The sequence below is a fragment of the Rhizobium sp. CIAT894 genome (assembly GCF_000172795.2).
Lineage (GTDB): Bacteria > Pseudomonadota > Alphaproteobacteria > Rhizobiales > Rhizobiaceae > Rhizobium.
The window spans coordinates 2,620,700-2,637,075 of sequence record NZ_CP020947.1; the positions used below are offsets into that span (position 1 = coordinate 2,620,700).

Genomic DNA, 16,376 nt, shown 5'->3' on the forward strand with positions numbered 1-16,376 from the left:
TGTGACCGATGGAGCAAAGTTAGGGCTTGTCGCATTGAACCATAATAGCCTATAGTTGAGAAACATCGTGCCATTTCAGGATACAATGCTCGACCTCAACGATATCGTGATCTTCGCCCGCGTCATTGAAGCCGGCAGCTTCACCGCCGCGGCGCGCCTGCTCGGCATGCCGAAGACAACGGTCAGCCGGCGCATTGCCGCTCTCGAGCGCGAACTCGGCGTGCGCCTGCTGCAGCGCACGACCCGCAGCCTCAGCCCGACGGATGCCGGCCGCCTCTATTACGAGAAAAGCAGCCAGGCGCTCCGCACGATCGAAGGCGCCAACCTGCGTCTTGCGGAAGTAAGGACGGAGCCCGCCGGCACGATCCGCATATCGGCGCCGGTCGGCTTCGGCGGCCACTTCCTGCAGGATGCGATCTTCGATCTTCTGGCGACCTACCCGAAGTCGAGGGTCGAGTTGCGGCTGACCGACGACAGGCTGAATCTCGTCGAAAACGGCATAGACCTCGCCTTCCGCACCGGCATTCTGGAAGATTCGACACTGATCGCCCGCAAGCTCGGCTCTACCCATCGCTTGCTCTGCGCGAGCCCCGACTATCTCGCCCGCTACGGCGCGCCCGATCGCCCGGCAGATCTCGTCCGCCACGACTGCGTTGTCGCCGGCCAATCCACCCATACGCAATGGCTGCTTGAAGGCCCGCACGGACAGGAAACGGTCTCGGTCTCGGGGCGCTTCGCCGCCAATGAAATGCAGGCGGTCATGGCCGCAGCGATCGCCGGTTATGGCATCGCCCGACTGCCCCATGGGGTCGCCAATACCTGCATCAGGGATGGGCGGCTACGCCGCGTTCTCGACGGTTACACAACCCCGGTCGGCGGCCTGCACGTCGTCTATCCCAGCAGCCGGCACCTGCCGCCTCTGGTCAAGACCTTTATCGAACTCGCCGCTAGGCGGTTGAACGCGGGAGCCGATGGCAGCGACGACTTCGCCATCCTGTAGCGGTAGCCCGTTACACCTCCTTCAGCACCACCTTGCCGTCGAGGCTTTCGATCCGCTCTCCTGATCGAGGCCTCGACTTCCGCGGCGATGTGCCTTGACGCGCCGCACGTCCTTATCGAGCACGGCGATTGTGCATTTCAGGAGACGCACACGCTCACTGCCACAAGAAATCCGGCCCCGTGCTCTGCATCGTCAGCTTCAGCGTCCCGTCCGGCTGGACGACATAGGTCTCGAACACGCGGTAGCCGAAGTCGCCGAGGAAGCTGTTCTTGACCACCGTTCCCGGACGATAGGGCGAATGGATGACCTTGCCATAGGTGAGGCTGCCGGGGAGCGGCTGTGGCGCCTCGCCAGCGCTGGCGCAGCCGGCGAGGATGAGGGCAATGGCGATGAGGGCGCGCTTCATCTGGGCTTCCTCCGCAAGGCGCCGGCGGCGGCATGCCGCCGCTCTCTTCTTATCACAAAAAGGCTGCGATATCAGGAAACGGCGTTCCTGCCGTCGAAGTCCCTGCGCAGGGACTGTGCCCGCGAGAGCGCATCGGCGATCCTCTCGTCGGTGAAGGGCTTGGCGATGATATCGAGCGCGCCTTCGATGCCGTTTCCCACGCTCTCCGGACTGCCGGTGACGAAGATGACGTCGACGCCGTAGCGGTCGATCAGCCGGCGGGCAAGCTGCGCGCCACTCGCCCCGTCGGCAAGGTTGAGATCGACGAGCGCGACGTCGCTTCTCGGGGCGTAGGCGAGAGCCTGTTCTATCGTCGAAACTGGCCCGACGGTGTGGTGCCCGGCATCCTGCGCGATGCGCTCGAGTTCCAGGGCGATAAGGCCCTCGTCTTCAACGATCATGACCTTCATGGACCATCCTCCTCGCATCGGCGACCGAACCGACGGTCGCACCGCCGGCAACCGGTACAACGCAACTTCCTCTCGAATGTTTCCCATCCAAAAGGAATACGTGCCGAAAATTGTAACTGATTTCTGCAAGCGTCATGTGCGGCTACCGCGCGATGCTGCCGTGACATCGCCCGGCGCGGGGTGCGGGTGGGCAAAGGGCGGCATCGTCTTCTCCTGTGAGCCCACTCGAACGAAACGCGGACGCCGAGGTTCCTGCCGCACCCGCCCCGGTACGATAGCGAACGTTTGCTTCATCCGTTTCGGAGGTTCGACGCCCGGCAGCGACAGCCTGCCCGATCACTGTTCCTTATCGAAGAACCCGCTGATGGCGGGGTCGTTGCGGCACCGCGAGAGCGGCAATTGCCGCACGGAGTGAATGCGGGTGATCCCTTCCTCGCCGTCCGTGTCGACGTCCATGCAGGCGCAGGCATAACCATGCGCGGCATAGGTGTAGACAAATTCGCTATCCGTCAGGTGCGGGATCTTGTCCATTCCCTCGGCCGCCTTGTAGCCGCTGCCATTGTCCATGATGGTCCAGCCGCCGCCGGCATCGATGAGCAACCATTTGGCCATCGAGGGATTGTCCAGCCAGCCGCAGCGGCGTTCGGCATGCGCCGCGGCGGGCAGGAGAAGCGTCATCACCATAAACGCATGCAATTTCTTCATCGGCCCCTCCGCATCGCCGGCCACTATGCATGCACTGCGGTAGACGGGGCAATGGCCTTGCAGCTGCGCCGATCAATTTCGCTCACGGTTTCTCGTTCGCGCTTTCCGCCCGGAAGGCGGCCTCGCCGGCATCGGAAACCTCGACCCATTTCTTGTCAGGCTCTGCGTCGGCGACATAGGCATCGTTCCAGTTCCACCACTTGTAAGTCGGGGTCTGGGGATAGCCCTCCGGCGAATCCTCCCAGACTTCCTGGCGTCCGAGCGGCGTGATATCGAGGTAGTTCCAGGTGCTGCCCATCTGTTCGTCGCCGCGGTTGTTGACGAAATAGGTGCGGAAGATGCGTTCGCCGTCGCGGTAGAACACGTTGGTGCCGTGCCATTCGTCGACGCCGAAGTCCTTGTCGAAGCTGTCGGTGATCGTCACCCACGGATGCGTCCAGCCCATCCGTGCTTTCAGCCGCACAATGTCGGCCTGCGGCGCGCGCGAGGCGAAGACCAGGGTGGTGTCGCGGGCGTTGAGATGGGCGACATGGGCGACTTGGTCGGCCACCATCGAGCAGCCGCGGCAGGCATGCTCCGGCCAGCCGAAGACGCCGGGCTCATAGAAGGCGCGATAGAGGATGAGCTGGTGTCGCCCTTCAAACAGGTCGCCCAAGCTGACCCTGCCCTGCAGCCCTTCGAATGCGTAATCCTTTTCCACGACCATCCACGGCATCCGCCGGCGCTCGGCGGCAAGCGCATCCCGGGCGCGGCTCTGGGCCTTTTCCTTGACGAGCATCTGCTTCCAGGCCGCCTCCCAGGCCGCCTCCGACACGACCGCAGGCTTGTGCATGGCCGGCTGGCCGCCGTTTTGAGCTATTGTGGTCATTTTGAAATCTCCCGATTGCGGTGAATGCCCGTGCCTCGCCAGGCAAGGCGCGCTTACGTCCGCTGCTTGCCACTGTTCACTGTTGCGGGAGATAGTCTGGCAGCCGATCTCGGCCAGTGGGAGTAACAAGTGTGGCGCTATTCATGTGCTGCCTTGGAGAGTTGCCAAAAGCAGGCGAGTATCGGAAGCTTGTTCTTTGGCTATCAGGCGATGGATTGTTCGATATGACGACAGCCTCTTCCAGTGAGCCGGCCAGGCACGGCAGCGCCAGGATCTGCCGCGGCTGCTGGGATCAGATGCATATGCCGATCCCGATCGGCGGCCCGCTCGCGCTTCCCTTCCGCGCCTTCGGCATCACCCGCAGCAAGATGAACCCCGATATCTGCACGATCTGCGAGCGCTCTTTCCAGTACGTCAAGAAGCAGCGCCAGATCACCGTCGACGCCACCATCCTGTTTGCCGATATCAGGGGGTTCACGGACCTGTCGGAGCGCATCGAGGCGGTGCAGCTGAGCGAGATCGTCAGCCTGTTCCAGGATCGCTGCGCCCAGGCGATCTGGGCGCATGACGGCATCGTCAACAAGCAGATGGGCGACGGCCTGATGGCGATCTTCAACTTCCCGATCGTCAGCAAGAATCACGCTGCCGCCGCAATCCTGGCCGCCCAGGAGATCCAGCGCAACTGCGCCGCGACGCTGAACGGCCTGGCGCTCGAGGCCCTGCCCGGCCGCACCCTCGGCGTCGGCGTCGGCATCCATTCCGGCGAGGTCCAGATCGGCGAATTCTCAAGCTTCCGCAGCGATTTCACCGCCATCGGCGGCGTCGTCAACCAGGCCGCCAGGCTCGAATCCCAGGCCGCCGCCGGCGAGATCCTGATCTCGGCGGAAACGGCGGCGAAAGCTTCCGACCTGGCGGCGGGCGCCGAAACCCGCGTGCTTGCGCTGAAGGGCATCGAACAGCCGGTGCGGGCGAGCGTGCTGATCAAGCACTGAACGACTGCTCGCGCCACGGACTTCTCCCTCATTGCGACAGTCGTAGATTCTCACGCTATGATTGCCGAACGTATAGGCTTGCAAGCCGATTAATCTTCCCGAAACGAACGTTGCTTATCGTTAAGCCGTTTAAATCGTCGGGGTTATCTTATGGCTGGTAGTTTTTCTCTGTTCCATTGGTTGGTCATCTTGGTCCCGCTCAGCGTGGGATTGATCCTCGCCTTTAAAAAACCGGCGGCCGGGCCGAACCGTTTCGGTGACCTGCCGCAGGCAATGGGTTTCGGCCAGGCGATCAGCAGTTTCTTCAGGAAATATGTGGATTTCAACGGCAGAGCGAGCCGATCGGAATTCTGGTTTTCGACGCTCTTCGTCATTCTCGTCAGCTTCGCTTTGTACCTTATCGAGCCAACCGGAGCCTTGGGCGGAATTTGGTCGCTGGCGGTGTTCCTCCCGTCAATCGCCATGGCCACCCGCCGACTGCACGACATCAACCGCAGCGGCTGGTTCCAGTTGTTTGCGCTGTTGGTTCCCATCGGAACGATTGTCGTCCTCGCCTGGTATTGCAAAGCGCCGGCTGCGGCAGACTCCAGGGCGTCCGCGTTCTGAGGCGTCGACCGTGAGAATATGTTTTCGCATTGCGGCCGGCGTGGTGACTCAGGTCTTCATGCCGTTCATCTCAGGAAACGGGTAGTAGTGCAGCCGCTTGTCTTTGCAGCGATCGTCATTCGCCGTCGCCCCTAGGATTTGGCTATCCGTGAAGGAGACGCCGAGATAGGCCCAGTCTCCCCAGCTGTGCTTAGGCACGACGCGTACACAGTAAGCATAGATCTTCTTCTCAGGATCGAGCAGAACCACGCTGGAAATCCGCGCCCAGACGACTTCCCCCGCTTCGTGTCTATAAACTTTCTTGAATATAATGTTGACGAAGTTCTGCCGGACGTCACTCGAGGGCGGACGCTGGGAATCTGCAACGGATTGCGACACAGGGGCGTTGCAGCCGGCCAGCATCAGCAGGGCAGCGCAGGCAAGAAGTTTTACTCTCATTCAGGTGAATCTCCAAAGAATCGGAGCGTGATAAACGCTGCGCATTCCTACAAACACAGCGGGAATAATATTTGCAATACATGAAATCAAACAATGCTGACGCTGTGCATGTTACCGCGTGACGTGTAGATATGGCTGCGGCGCTCCACTGCAACTTGGGGCTCGTTATCCATCCTTGATCCCCACGCCGGATTCCGGCGTGCAAGGATGATGACGCGCCTGCCCGCGGCATTCTACACGATCGGCAATGTATAAAGTTGAGACCTTCAGAGGATGGCGCGCCCACCGGCCGACCGTCATTCGCATCCGCGTTCGAGTTCTTCGAAGCCCGGCTTGCAAAATTCTATTGCAAGTAGATAGTCTCTCTCGGGGAAATCTTCTTGATACGGAAATCACTCGCTTGCGATCTCGGATCAGCGCGGTGCCATGAATACCTTTTCAGTGAGAATTTTGAATGAAGCCGGAAGAATTGCGCAGATCGGAATACGTCTACAACAAAGGCAAATTGCTGCTCATCATCCTGATTTTGATCGCCATCGCGGCCGGGGCCATCCTGTTGGGCTTCCATCCGCCGAAGGACAAGGACCCTCATGCCGTCTGGTTCTTCTCGCTGCTGGGCGCAGTGTTCTTTGGCCTCCTCGCACTACTGCTCGTGCCGAAGCTCTTTTCCAGGGGGCCAGGATTGGTCATATCGACCGCCGGCGTCCGGCTGCCGAATTTCCCCGACCAGATCATACGCTGGTCGGACATCCGGAGCTTCGAAAGATTCCAGAGCAAAGGTGCAGATTCCATAGTCCTCCACCTTGATCCCGGCGCTGCCAAGGCGTTGATCAGACGGGGGCTGGCCGCCAGGCTGCCGGAGTGGTTCGTTGGTTCGCGCCTCAAGGTCGGCATCCCTCTGCATATGTTGCGGGGCCGTTCGAACTTCATATTCTATGAATTCGCGGAAGTGGCGACCGAAGCGTTCGAGGCCAAATGGCAAGCCTTGCAGGAAGCCGGTTTGACCGTCGAGGAGGAAGAAGACGAAGTGCCGGAACCCGCTTTCGATGGCGCCCGTTATCCCGTCTTCACCTATGCTCTTCTTGCCGTTCTCGTCGCCGTCTATGCCGGCGAACTCGCCTTCGGCGTCGAAGCATCGAGGGCCGGCTCTCCCAGTATTCGCACATTGCTGGTGCTCGGCGGCACGTTTCGCCCGAGCATCGTCGAGGGCGCCGAGTGGTGGCGGCTGTTTACCGCCCCCTTCATGCATGCCGGCATCGTTCATCTCGCCTCCAATTGCTTCTGCTTGTGGATGGCGGGCATGCTGTTCGAACGGCTGATCGGCTGGCGCTGGTTTGCGGCGATCTTCTTCGCCAGCGCCCTTGGCGGCTCCATTGCGTCGGTCTGGATCAACGACGTCAATACGGTTGGCGTCGGCGCTTCCGGCGGCATTGTCGGGCTTTTCGCCGCCGTGATCGCCGGCAGCATTCGTTTCCGGTCGACGCCGGTCGCATCTTCCCTGCAGGTGGGCGCCATCCAGATTCTTGTTCCCTCGCTGCTGCCGTTCCTCTCTGCGGCGAAGGAGGGGCAGACCATCGACTATGCCGGCCATTTCGGCGGCGCGGTGACCGGCGCGGCGCTCTCGCTCCTGCTGTTGACCCTTTGGCCGCGGGAACGCCCGACACCGCGTTTCGGCGCAGCCGCGATCGCCTTCAGCGCTGCATTCGTCCTCATCGCGGCCGGGTCGCTTTGGCCTATCACCAATGCGCGCCAATTCTATGTCAACGACCCGATGACCAACTATTTCGGGGGAAGGTACGAGCAGGCCGCGACGGGGTTTGCCGTCTTGGCAAACGAGGAGCCGCGCACCGCCCCCTATTTTCGTCTCTGGCGTTTCATTGCTCAAAGCCGGGGCGGCGATCCGAAAGCGCTCGATGAGCTCAGGGCTGCAGCCGGCGCGATCGATCAAGCAGCCTGGCCCTATCCCATCTATCGTCTTTTCCTCCGCGAACTAACGCCGGGAGAGCTGACGGCGAAAGCGGCCGACAGCAACCAGACCTGCGAGTCGATCTTCTATATTGGCGAATGGTATCTGCTAGCCGGAGCCAGAGATGAGGCGCGCCGCAGGTTCCAGGCCGCTTTGACATCCTGCCCAAGAACATTCATCGAATATGATGGAGCACGCGGCGAACTGGCCAGGCTCGACGCGAAATGAGGCCGCGCCGCGTCCTCAGTCCTCCATGTTGCGTCATTCCAGAAAATCGTAGTAACGCAGCCGTTCATCGTGGCAGCGATAATCGTTCCTCTTCAGGTACAATATCATCTCGTGTTGCAAGTCCCTCTGGCGGCTGCTTCAAAGCGGAGCTTTCACTCCCCCTAATCATCATTGATCGCCACGCCGGCTTCCAGTGCTGCGAGGATAAAGGCCTGACGCACTGTCTCGGCCGGCATGCGGCCCGCAAGCCAGGCACGGCAGAAATCGATCGCCCTCTGCTGATGGACAACGCCATTGACCGGCCAGTCGGAGACCAGTGCATAAAGCGCATCCTCCGGTGAGCGGAGAATCAGCCGTTTCCCGGTATCAAGATCGATCGAAATCGGTTTCTTCCAGAAGGCGGAATGGTCGTTGATGGTAGCAGCACCTGGAACTGGATTGACTGCAGACTAACGGCGGAATGCCGATCTCGGTTCCAGTGTGTGCTCGACAGCCTCACCGGCGTTCAACATGCAAGAAGCATCGCTGCGGCGCGTCCTTCGAGGCTTCGCCCGATGGGCTGCGCGCCTCGGAATGAGGAGTGTTGGAGAATGCGGCGCCGGCGCTCAAAAGCCCCCCCGCGAGACAGCCGCCAACATCCAGAGGCGGCAATTATTCACCCAATCCGAACGATTCGTTCGTTTCCCTTTTGTACTCTTTGCCTCTTCCCTTTCGCGCTGACTCTCTCCATATTCGCGCCATGGCCAAATCTCCGAAGAAATCCCCCGCCCCGAATGGCTTCGAGGAAGCCCCGCAGTCGTCCTTCGAGGGCGCGCCGCTTTCCGGCTCCGTCGCCGATTGGGTGAAGCAGTTGGAGGCGGATGCCGAAGCAGCGGGCGTCGAAAGCCAGCGCGAAATCGCCTCTAAGGCCGGCAAGCACCGCAAGAAGGTGGAGAACGAGGCGCGCAAGCACGCCGAAGCCGTCGCCGCGCGATCGGCCGAAGGCCGCAAGCCCGAACGGGCGTCCGAGCCGATGCGAGGCCCCCGCGGAGCGAAGGCGCAGAGCGCCGGCAGCGTGAGCGCTTCAAAGACCGCGCGCGGCGTCTCGATCGGCGGCTCCTCCGACCCGAAGACGCGCGCCGCCGCCGGCCTCAATCCTGTGGCGGGTCTCGACATCTCGCTCGAGGATGCCGGCAGCATCTCGCCCGGTGGTGTCACCGCGACGGTCGAGGCACTGTCGGCGCTGATCGAGAGCGGCAATCCGCTGCACAAGAACGGCAAGATCTGGACGCCGCACCGCCCTGCCCGACCCGACAAATCCGAAGGCGGCATCCGCATCCTGATGAAATCGGATTACGAGCCGGCCGGCGACCAGCCGACCGCGATCCGCGATCTCGTCGAGGGACTGGAGAATGGCGACCGCAGCCAGGTGCTGCTCGGCGTGACCGGCTCCGGCAAGACCTTTACCATGGCCAAGGTGATCGAGGCGACGCAGCGCCCGGCCGTCATCCTGGCGCCGAACAAGACGCTGGCCGCCCAGCTCTATTCCGAATTCAAGAATTTCTTCCCCGACAATGCGGTGGAATATTTCGTTTCCTACTACGATTATTACCAGCCGGAAGCCTATGTGCCGCGCTCCGACACCTATATCGAGAAGGAAAGCTCGATCAACGAGCAGATCGACCGCATGCGCCACTCGGCGACGCGCTCGCTGCTCGAACGCGACGACTGCATCATCGTCGCCTCGGTCTCCTGCATCTACGGTATCGGCTCGGTCGAAACCTATACGGCGATGACCTTCCAGATGTCGGTCGGCGACCGGCTCGACCAGCGCCAGCTGCTGGCCGACCTTGTCGCCCAGCAATATAAGCGCCGCGACATGGATTTCACCCGCGGTTCCTTCCGCGTGCGCGGCGACACGATCGAACTCTTTCCCGCCCACTTGGAGGATGCCGCCTGGCGCATCTCCATGTTCGGCGACGAGATCGACGCCATCACCGAATTCGATCCGCTGACCGGCCAGAAGGTCGGCGATCTGAAATCGGTGAAGATCTACGCCAATTCGCACTATGTCACCCCGCGCCCGACGCTGAACGGCGCCATCAAATCGATCAAGGAGGAGCTCCGCCTTCGCCTCGCCGAGCTGGAGAAGGCCGGCCGCCTGCTGGAGGCCCAGCGCCTGGAGCAGCGCACCCGCTACGATATCGAGATGCTTGAAGCCACCGGCTCCTGCCAGGGCATCGAGAACTATTCGCGCTATCTCACCGGCCGCGACCCCGGCGATCCGCCGCCGACGCTGTTCGAATATATCCCCGACAACGCCCTCGTCTTCATCGACGAAAGCCATGTCACCGTGCCGCAGATCGGCGGCATGTACCGCGGCGACTTCCGGCGCAAGGCGACGCTCGCCGAATACGGCTTCCGCCTGCCCTCCTGCATGGACAACCGGCCGCTGCGCTTCGAGGAATGGGACGCCATGCGCCCCGACACCATCGCCGTCTCGGCCACACCGGGCGGCTGGGAAATGGAACAATCCGGCGGCGTCTTCGCCGAACAGGTCATCCGCCCCACAGGCCTGATCGACCCGCCGGTCGAGGTCCGCTCGGCCCGCACCCAGGTCGACGACGTACTCGGCGAGATCCGCGAAACCGCCGCCAAAGGCTACCGCACCCTCTGCACCGTGCTGACCAAGCGCATGGCCGAAGACCTGACCGAATATCTGCATGAGCAGGGCGTGCGCGTGCGCTATATGCACTCCGACATCGACACGCTGGAGCGTATCGAGATCATCCGCGATCTCCGCCTCGGCGCCTTCGACGTACTCGTCGGCATCAACCTCCTGCGCGAAGGCCTCGACATTCCCGAATGCGGCTTCGTCGCCATCCTCGACGCCGACAAGGAAGGCTTCCTGCGCTCCGAGACCTCGCTGATCCAGACGATCGGCCGCGCCGCGCGTAACGTCGACGGCAAGGTCATCCTCTATGCCGACAACGTCACCGGCTCGATGAAGCGCGCCATGGAGGAAACCGGCCGCCGCCGCGAAAAGCAGATGGCCTATAACTTGGAAAACGGCATCACGCCGGAGTCGGTCAAGGCCAAGATCTCCGATATCCTCGACTCGGTCTACGAGCGCGACCACGTCCGAGCCGACATCTCGGGCGCCGCAGGCAAAGGCTTCGCCGATGGCGGCAACCTCGTCGGCAACAACCTGCAGGCCCATCTCAACGCGCTCGAAAAGAGCATGCGCGACGCCGCCGCCGACCTCGACTTCGAAAAAGCCGCCCGCCTCCGCGACGAAATCAAACGCCTCAAGGCCGCCGAACTGGCTGTCATGGACGACCCGATGGCCCGCGAAGAGTCGAAGGCGATGGAAGGCATCAAGCGGAATGCCAAAGCGACCCGCGAGTCCCTTCTCCCCACGGGGGAGAAGGTGCCCGGCAGGGCGGATGAGGGGGCCACACCCTCCTATTTCGCCAAACCAACGCTAGACGACATGGGCCCCGGCACCGATACCACCACACCCCTCTTTCGCAAACCGGACCTCGACGAAATGGGCCGCCACGTCGCCACTCCCGGCGACAACAAGAGCCTCTTCCGCCGCAACACCCTCGACGAAATGACCGTCGGCCGCACGGAAAAACCGGTGACCGGTCACGTGCCTGACAAGCCGGACGTCGCCAAGGGCACGAAGCGGTTCTCGCCGTTATTGGAAGATCAGCCGGAACGCGACGACGTGCGGCCGGTGGTCAGGGGAAAGACGGGCGTTGGAAACTATGAGGACCCGGGCGAGCAGAAGCGCAAGGGGCGGACGAAGGGTAAGACCGGGCGGCCGGGGCGGTGATAACTACTTCCCATAGAGTCTATAGATGAGGGCGTTCATAAGCCCCAACTACCCAAAATATGAATGCGTCCAGGTATTGTGATCCTTTTGGTCGGTCATTCAAGACAAGCCAATGGATTCTCCGGCACCGTCAAAAATAACGATCATAGAAACGCAACATCGCCCTAACCGGGCTAGTTTTGTCGAACCAATATAGTAGATAAAACATGCCAAATGAGAATGGCGAAGCGATTACCGAAAGCGTAACGAGGCAGACCCAATACGGCACACAATATGTGGGGCTTAACGTTGATGTGATTATTAGCGAGAACGCAGCTATCCCGATGACGGCGCACAATATCATCAATACTGCGTTCAGCCTGGAAAGACGCTCTATAAAGAACTGGTATCCAGTTAGAACCAAACCAACATCCCGGAAAGCGACGCGATCCGCTTTGATTTTATTCTTCCCCAAGACGCGCCTACACTCTTGAACAATCTTTAAACTCTTGCTCTCTATAATCTGTGATAGAATCGGGAACGCGAGCGAGACACCTACGGCTGTAGACAAGCTCGCTTGTAAAGCAGTGAACACCAAACCGTCACAGACTTCAGATGACATTCAATCCCTCGATGTTACAAAAGCTGATAGCCGTAAGAGGGCTCAACGCCGCCGAAGCATCTAGTGCGGCCGGCATGAGCGCCAAGAAACTACAATCGACTCTTAACGGCGATAACGTCCCAACGAAAAATCAGATCATCAAGCTAGCTGAGCGTTTAGCTGTTCCGCCTCATGCATTCTTCGTGATTGATTTTGATGTTCCGCCCTCATTGATCATGGATTTTCGAGCTTCGGAATCCGCTGTCCTCAAATACGGCAAAGATACTCACAGATTTCAGCACATCATCGATATCCGTGACTTCTTGGCAACCCTCTACAAGCGCCTAGACTGGGATGCGCCTCAAAGTTTGTATGACTTTGATACAAACTCAAATCCAGAACAATTCGCGGCATCTGTAAATCAAACGCTGCAACTGAACAAACTACGTCAGGAAGCCAAAGACAAGGCAGAATTTTATAAATTATTCAGAAGTCGCATAGAAGATATAGGAATATACGTAGTTCAAGATCACAATTTTTCGACTGATATCGATGGATTTGCCATATACCACGAAAGTTTTACTTCGAATTTAATTTTCATAAACTCGATAAAGAGGAATCACGGCGCTAAATCGTTTACGCTTGCCCATGAACTTTCTCATATCTTTGGCAAGAGATCCGCGATTACTAATAACTATCAATATGACAACGAAATTGAGATATTTGCTAACGACTTCGCTGCATCACTGCTGATACCCCGCGATGAACTGATTGACGTGATAAGTCAGCATAAGTTTCACTTTTTCGAATACAATCTGGCTGTCTCCTCAGCAACAAGATTGTCTAATATCTTCAAGACCAGCGTTAGCGCCATGTTGGTCAGACTCGCGAAGCTTGGATATGTGGATGGCGGTTATCCACGTCAGTTTATCGCAGGCTTCGGTAAAGACAGTTTTCTCGATTCCCAGAAGCCGACTGGTGGCGGCGGGAAAGACGGTCCTGAACCAGGTGTGATTGATCTGGCCTATCTCGGCTCTAGAGCTGTCACTGTCTTAACTTCGGCATTAGCTCAAGGCCTTACAACAACATTCGAAATTTTCGAGCACACCGGCCTGTCGAAGAAAAGGATCGATGGTTTAATGACCATCGCGAAAGAGAAATCACTGATGAAAGTAAGCGCTCATGCCGTCGCTTTTTGAACTCTGCATGGCGGAGCGGGTAGCAGCGCTCGTTGACGACCATGGAAACTGCAATCATCTTTGCGTCGCGCATTCGCCGTTCGGGTTGGGCGAGTATGAAGCACAAAAACTCAGGCGATATGACCCTGACGCTTTCGCAAAGTTGGAGGCCGCAGGTTTAGTGACACATGAAGTCGAAGTGGAAGATTTTGAATCTGTCGGACAAAGGGTTGGCGCTTTAACTGCCATTAAAAACTTCAACGACAGCAGCAGTGAGGATTTATATAAACATGCGATCGCTGTTCGACTACAACGCGTATTGTTAATCGCAAATGGCCATTCAAAAAGTGACGAAATAGAGCAAATTAGCAACGTATTCGGAAACGAGTATCAGCGTTACGATTGAAGCGATTTTTGCTACCTACATCGTGAGCGTCCGGCGAATGCATTTTTGCGGTCTACGAGGCGCGTTTTAGAACTTGCGGCTTAGCTCATCGGCCATGATGCGCTCGATCATTTCGGGATCGCATTGTTCATCGACAAGGAACTGGCGGATTCCACCATCCCACGTCCGTATGTCGGCCAAGAGATCTCGAAGGTCGTCAATTCCATTTTCGGTCAGGCCTTTTGTGCCATCTTCACTGCCATCGCGGACATATATCAATTCGCCCTCGGCGATATTGTCCGAGTTGGCGGTCACCTCCTCGATTAATTCGAGGTTCTCGCCGATCATGCCGGCGACTTCTTTCAGCGTATAGATGAACCTCGAGCGTGCCATCACGCAGCCTCGTATCGGTCTTTCGCTGGCGCCCACTGCGACGGCAGCAGTTCCTCAAAGCGATCTTTGGGGTGATCCTGGATCCTGGTCAGGACGTCTGTGAGGTAGGTCTCGGGATTGTGGCCATGGAGTTTGGCCGTTTCTATAATGGTCAGGATGTTGGCGATGCGCTCGCCGCCTTTATCCGAGCCGGCAAATAGCCAGTTTTTTCTTCCGATTCCAAGCGGACGCATGGCTCGTTCAGCTATGTTGTTATCGATTTCGACACGGCCATCGTCGATGTAAACGCTCAACGCTGTCCATCGCGAGAGGGCATATCGCATCGCTTCAGCCAGCTTCTGCTTCTGTGGCAGCGCCGAAAGCGTCTCTTCTATCCAGCGCTTGAGGTCCGCCAGAAGGGGCCTGGCGTGTTGCTGGCGCAGTGTACGCCGCTGGTCAGCCGACATGCCGCGGATACGATCCTCGATATCGTAGAGCGCACCGATGCGCGACAGCGCTTCGTCAGCGATCGGGGATGGCTTCAGCTTGATCACATCATGGAACTTGCGGCGCACATGCGCCATGCAGGCGGCCTCGACGATCTGGTTGCCGTAGAGCTTCTTATAGCCACCATAGCCATCCGCGTGCATCACGCCGCTGAAGGCAGCGAGATGGTCGGCCGGATGCGCGCCCTTGCGGTCGGGGCTATAGTAGTAGGCAATGGCCCTTGGAGTGGGGTCTCGATAGCCGCTGCCATCGAAGACATAGACCCACACCCTGCCGGTTTTGGTCTTTCCTCGCCCAGGGTCGAGAACATCGACCGGGGTATCGTCCGTATGTATTCGGTCGACCGCCGCAATATGGGCCCTGATCAGCAAGACGAGTGGCGTCAGCAGAACGGACACACGGCCGACCCAGTCCGCCATGACAGAGCGGGAGATGTCTATTCCCAGCCGGTCGTACATCTCGGATAGGCGGTAGAGCGGGATGTGATCGTCGAATTTGGCGACCATGATATGAGCGAGCAATCCCGGTCCGGGCTTGCCTCGCTCGATCGGCAAGGTCGGCATTTCGCCAGACACCGTCGTATCGCAGTCCCTGCAGATCATGCGCTTTTCGATATGGCGGACAATCTTTACGGACGCCGGCACGTGCTCCATCACCTGGACCATCTTGTCAGCAGCCTTCAGGAACGATGTGCCACCACAGGTCGGACAATTGCAGGGTGCTGCATAGACCAGCTCTTCGGTTGGAAGACCATCCGGCAATGGTTTGCGCTTCGGCTTGTCTAGTGCGTCATCCAACTCCGGCAAAGGAGCTTTCCCGGAGCGCATCTCAGCCTCGGCACGGGAGGCCTCGATCTCCTCCAGCATCAGTTCAAATTGCTCGATCTTCCGGTCGATCTTTTCCGAAGAAGCGCCATGCTGCCGATGTCGGAGCAACTCCAGCTGCGCGCGCAGAAGCCCGATAATGGAGTCGCGCTTGCAGACTTCGGCTTCTTGGCTCTCAAGTTTCCCCGCCTGTTCAGCAACGAGCGCGCGCAATACAGATAGCTCGTCCTGACTGTCCAGCGGCGTTGTTTCCATGCCCGCATACATAGCCGATTTGCGCCGGAAACGCTAGCATCATGCCCCGGATGTCCTTGCAAAATATAGCTTTTAACCCGTTCGACCGGGCGCGGAAGTCCACGCAGGTCGGCGCCAGTCGATCCCCTCCACAAGCATCGAAAGCTGAGCCTGCGTCAGGGGCGCAACGCCATCTTTCGCCGTCGGCCAGGGAAAGTATCCGCGTTCCAAAATTTTGTAAAACAGGCAGAACCCTTGGCCATCCCACCATAAAAGTTTGATCCGATCAGCGCGTTTTCCGCGGAAGCCGAAGATCGCGCCAGAACCCGGCGCCTCCTTTATGACCGCCTCAACCAACGCCGACAGTCCATCAATGCCACGCCGCATGTCGGTCACTCCGCAGGCCAGATAAACCCGCACATTTCCAGAAGGCCCGATCATGCTGCCTCCACACAAGCAACAAGCGACGATAGCACTTCGAGATCCATGTCCGCTGCAATTCTCAGTAAGCGGCCATTCCTCAGGACGATTTCAACGTCTTTGCATCTCGACCGAGCATCGCTCCTCTTGGAACCGTCACTCACGCTCTCCGATGCTCCGATAAGCGACACCGGGATGAACGATGGGGTCTGTGGAGGGTTCAATTCGGGTCGCGAGAACTTCTTTCGCCAAGCGTATATCTGTTGCGGAAGAACGTCGTGCCGGCGCGCTACATCCGAAACGCTGCCATCCACGCCGAACGCTTCTTGCAATATCAAAAGCTTCAGTTCAGTGGACCATCGACGTTGTCGCTCGGCACCCGTCAGGATCTCAACCTT

Annotated in this window: 16 protein-coding genes; 7 read left to right on the forward strand and 9 right to left on the reverse strand. The window is 59.1% G+C overall.

The genetic code is table 11. The features are described from left to right. Window positions 1-85 precede the first annotated feature (85 nt). Window positions 86-1,000, forward strand: a complete 915-nt coding sequence (locus tag RHEC894_RS13015) for a LysR family transcriptional regulator (RefSeq protein ID WP_085737575.1) — start codon at window positions 86-88, stop codon at window positions 998-1,000. Between the two features lie 154 nt (window positions 1,001-1,154). Here RHEC894_RS13015 and RHEC894_RS13020 read toward each other — a convergent pair whose 3' ends face one another. From RHEC894_RS13020 to RHEC894_RS13035, 4 genes are all read right to left on the reverse strand, one after another. Next, the gene (locus RHEC894_RS13020; RefSeq protein WP_085737576.1) at window positions 1,155-1,406 is read right to left on the reverse strand and encodes a hypothetical protein; all 252 of its coding nucleotides are present in this window, start codon (window positions 1,404-1,406) and stop codon (window positions 1,155-1,157) included. 71 nt (window positions 1,407-1,477) lie between these two features. Then, window positions 1,478-1,855: a response regulator gene (locus RHEC894_RS13025; protein ID WP_085737577.1), complete on the reverse strand. Its 378-nt coding sequence runs from the start codon at window positions 1,853-1,855 to the stop codon at window positions 1,478-1,480. 336 nt (window positions 1,856-2,191) lie between these two features. Then, window positions 2,192-2,560 (reverse strand): DUF4087 domain-containing protein, encoded by a 369-nt coding sequence (locus RHEC894_RS13030; protein ID WP_085737578.1) that lies wholly within the window; start codon window positions 2,558-2,560, stop codon window positions 2,192-2,194. Between the two features lie 82 nt (window positions 2,561-2,642). Further along, a complete protein-coding gene (locus tag RHEC894_RS13035; protein WP_085737579.1) occupies window positions 2,643-3,428 on the reverse strand; it encodes a DUF899 family protein in 786 nt (261 codons plus the stop codon). 224 nt (window positions 3,429-3,652) lie between these two features. On the opposite strand from RHEC894_RS13035, the gene RHEC894_RS13040 reads away from it, so the two are divergent. Continuing rightward, a complete protein-coding gene (locus RHEC894_RS13040; RefSeq protein WP_085738967.1) occupies window positions 3,653-4,420 on the forward strand; it encodes an adenylate/guanylate cyclase domain-containing protein in 768 nt (255 codons plus the stop codon). A 150-nt stretch (window positions 4,421-4,570) separates the two neighbouring features. After that, window positions 4,571-5,026 (forward strand): DUF805 domain-containing protein, encoded by a 456-nt coding sequence (locus RHEC894_RS13045; protein ID WP_010066983.1) that lies wholly within the window; start codon window positions 4,571-4,573, stop codon window positions 5,024-5,026. 48 nt (window positions 5,027-5,074) lie between these two features. Here RHEC894_RS13045 and RHEC894_RS13050 read toward each other — a convergent pair whose 3' ends face one another. After that, on the reverse strand, window positions 5,075-5,464 hold the full coding sequence (locus RHEC894_RS13050; protein WP_085737580.1) for a hypothetical protein: 390 nt from the start codon (window positions 5,462-5,464) through the stop codon (window positions 5,075-5,077). Between the two features lie 454 nt (window positions 5,465-5,918). On the opposite strand from RHEC894_RS13050, the gene RHEC894_RS13055 reads away from it, so the two are divergent. After that, window positions 5,919-7,658 carry a rhomboid family intramembrane serine protease gene (locus RHEC894_RS13055; protein ID WP_085737581.1) on the forward strand — a complete coding sequence of 580 codons (1,740 nt, stop codon included), beginning with the start codon at window positions 5,919-5,921 and terminating at the stop codon, window positions 7,656-7,658. Between the two features lie 161 nt (window positions 7,659-7,819). Here RHEC894_RS13055 and RHEC894_RS13060 read toward each other — a convergent pair whose 3' ends face one another. Beyond that, window positions 7,820-8,074 carry a DUF982 domain-containing protein gene (locus RHEC894_RS13060; RefSeq protein WP_348630141.1) on the reverse strand — a complete coding sequence of 85 codons (255 nt, stop codon included), beginning with the start codon at window positions 8,072-8,074 and terminating at the stop codon, window positions 7,820-7,822. Between the two features lie 323 nt (window positions 8,075-8,397). Here RHEC894_RS13060 and uvrB point away from each other — a divergent pair, with 323 nt between their 5' ends. From uvrB to RHEC894_RS13080, 3 genes are all read left to right on the forward strand, one after another. Further along, on the forward strand, window positions 8,398-11,478 hold the full coding sequence (gene uvrB, locus RHEC894_RS13065; protein ID WP_085737582.1) for an excinuclease ABC subunit UvrB: 3,081 nt from the start codon (window positions 8,398-8,400) through the stop codon (window positions 11,476-11,478). Between the two features lie 594 nt (window positions 11,479-12,072). Beyond that, window positions 12,073-13,257 carry an XRE family transcriptional regulator gene (locus RHEC894_RS13075; protein WP_085737584.1) on the forward strand — a complete coding sequence of 395 codons (1,185 nt, stop codon included), beginning with the start codon at window positions 12,073-12,075 and terminating at the stop codon, window positions 13,255-13,257. Further along, window positions 13,241-13,642, forward strand: coding sequence for a hypothetical protein (locus RHEC894_RS13080; RefSeq protein ID WP_085737585.1), 402 nt, complete (start codon window positions 13,241-13,243; stop codon window positions 13,640-13,642). The genes RHEC894_RS13075 and RHEC894_RS13080 overlap by 17 nt, the downstream gene beginning before the upstream one ends. A 66-nt stretch (window positions 13,643-13,708) precedes the next feature. On the opposite strand, the gene RHEC894_RS33905 is transcribed toward RHEC894_RS13080, so the two are convergent. From RHEC894_RS33905 to tnpB, 3 genes are all read right to left on the reverse strand, one after another. After that, entirely contained in the window at window positions 13,709-14,014 is a 306-nt protein-coding gene (locus tag RHEC894_RS33905; RefSeq protein ID WP_010069757.1) for a hypothetical protein, read from the reverse strand. Next, entirely contained in the window at window positions 14,014-15,579 is a 1,566-nt protein-coding gene (locus RHEC894_RS13090; protein ID WP_010069756.1) for an IS66 family transposase, read from the reverse strand. Before RHEC894_RS13090 ends, RHEC894_RS33905 begins: the two co-directional genes overlap by 1 nt. Window positions 15,580-15,651: 72 nt before the next feature. Then, entirely contained in the window at window positions 15,652-15,999 is a 348-nt protein-coding gene (gene tnpB, locus RHEC894_RS13095) for an IS66 family insertion sequence element accessory protein TnpB (protein WP_010069755.1), read from the reverse strand. Between the last annotated feature and the right edge of the window lie 377 nt (window positions 16,000-16,376).

What these genes read in the sequence shown, in the direction of transcription:
- RHEC894_RS13015 (WP_085737575.1), top strand. Translation starts at nt 86, where the DNA reads ATGCTCGACCTCAACGATATCGTGATCTTCGCCCGCGTCATTGAAGCC.
- RHEC894_RS13020 (WP_085737576.1), bottom strand. Translation starts at nt 1,406, where the DNA reads ATGAAGCGCGCCCTCATCGCCATTGCCCTCATCCTCGCCGGCTGCGCC.
- RHEC894_RS13025 (WP_085737577.1), bottom strand. Translation starts at nt 1,855, where the DNA reads ATGAAGGTCATGATCGTTGAAGACGAGGGCCTTATCGCCCTGGAACTC.
- RHEC894_RS13030 (WP_085737578.1), bottom strand. Translation starts at nt 2,560, where the DNA reads ATGAAGAAATTGCATGCGTTTATGGTGATGACGCTTCTCCTGCCCGCC.
- RHEC894_RS13035 (WP_085737579.1), bottom strand. Translation starts at nt 3,428, where the DNA reads ATGACCACAATAGCTCAAAACGGCGGCCAGCCGGCCATGCACAAGCCT.
- RHEC894_RS13040 (WP_085738967.1), top strand. Translation starts at nt 3,653, where the DNA reads ATGACGACAGCCTCTTCCAGTGAGCCGGCCAGGCACGGCAGCGCCAGG.
- RHEC894_RS13045 (WP_010066983.1), top strand. Translation starts at nt 4,571, where the DNA reads ATGGCTGGTAGTTTTTCTCTGTTCCATTGGTTGGTCATCTTGGTCCCG.
- RHEC894_RS13050 (WP_085737580.1), bottom strand. Translation starts at nt 5,464, where the DNA reads ATGAGAGTAAAACTTCTTGCCTGCGCTGCCCTGCTGATGCTGGCCGGC.
- RHEC894_RS13055 (WP_085737581.1), top strand. Translation starts at nt 5,919, where the DNA reads ATGAAGCCGGAAGAATTGCGCAGATCGGAATACGTCTACAACAAAGGC.
- uvrB (WP_085737582.1), top strand. Translation starts at nt 8,398, where the DNA reads ATGGCCAAATCTCCGAAGAAATCCCCCGCCCCGAATGGCTTCGAGGAA.
- RHEC894_RS13075 (WP_085737584.1), top strand. Translation starts at nt 12,073, where the DNA reads ATGACATTCAATCCCTCGATGTTACAAAAGCTGATAGCCGTAAGAGGG.
- RHEC894_RS13080 (WP_085737585.1), top strand. Translation starts at nt 13,241, where the DNA reads ATGCCGTCGCTTTTTGAACTCTGCATGGCGGAGCGGGTAGCAGCGCTC.
- RHEC894_RS33905 (WP_010069757.1), bottom strand. Translation starts at nt 14,014, where the DNA reads ATGGCACGCTCGAGGTTCATCTATACGCTGAAAGAAGTCGCCGGCATG.
- RHEC894_RS13090 (WP_010069756.1), bottom strand. Translation starts at nt 15,579, where the DNA reads ATGGAAACAACGCCGCTGGACAGTCAGGACGAGCTATCTGTATTGCGC.
- tnpB (WP_010069755.1), bottom strand. Translation starts at nt 15,999, where the DNA reads ATGATCGGGCCTTCTGGAAATGTGCGGGTTTATCTGGCCTGCGGAGTG.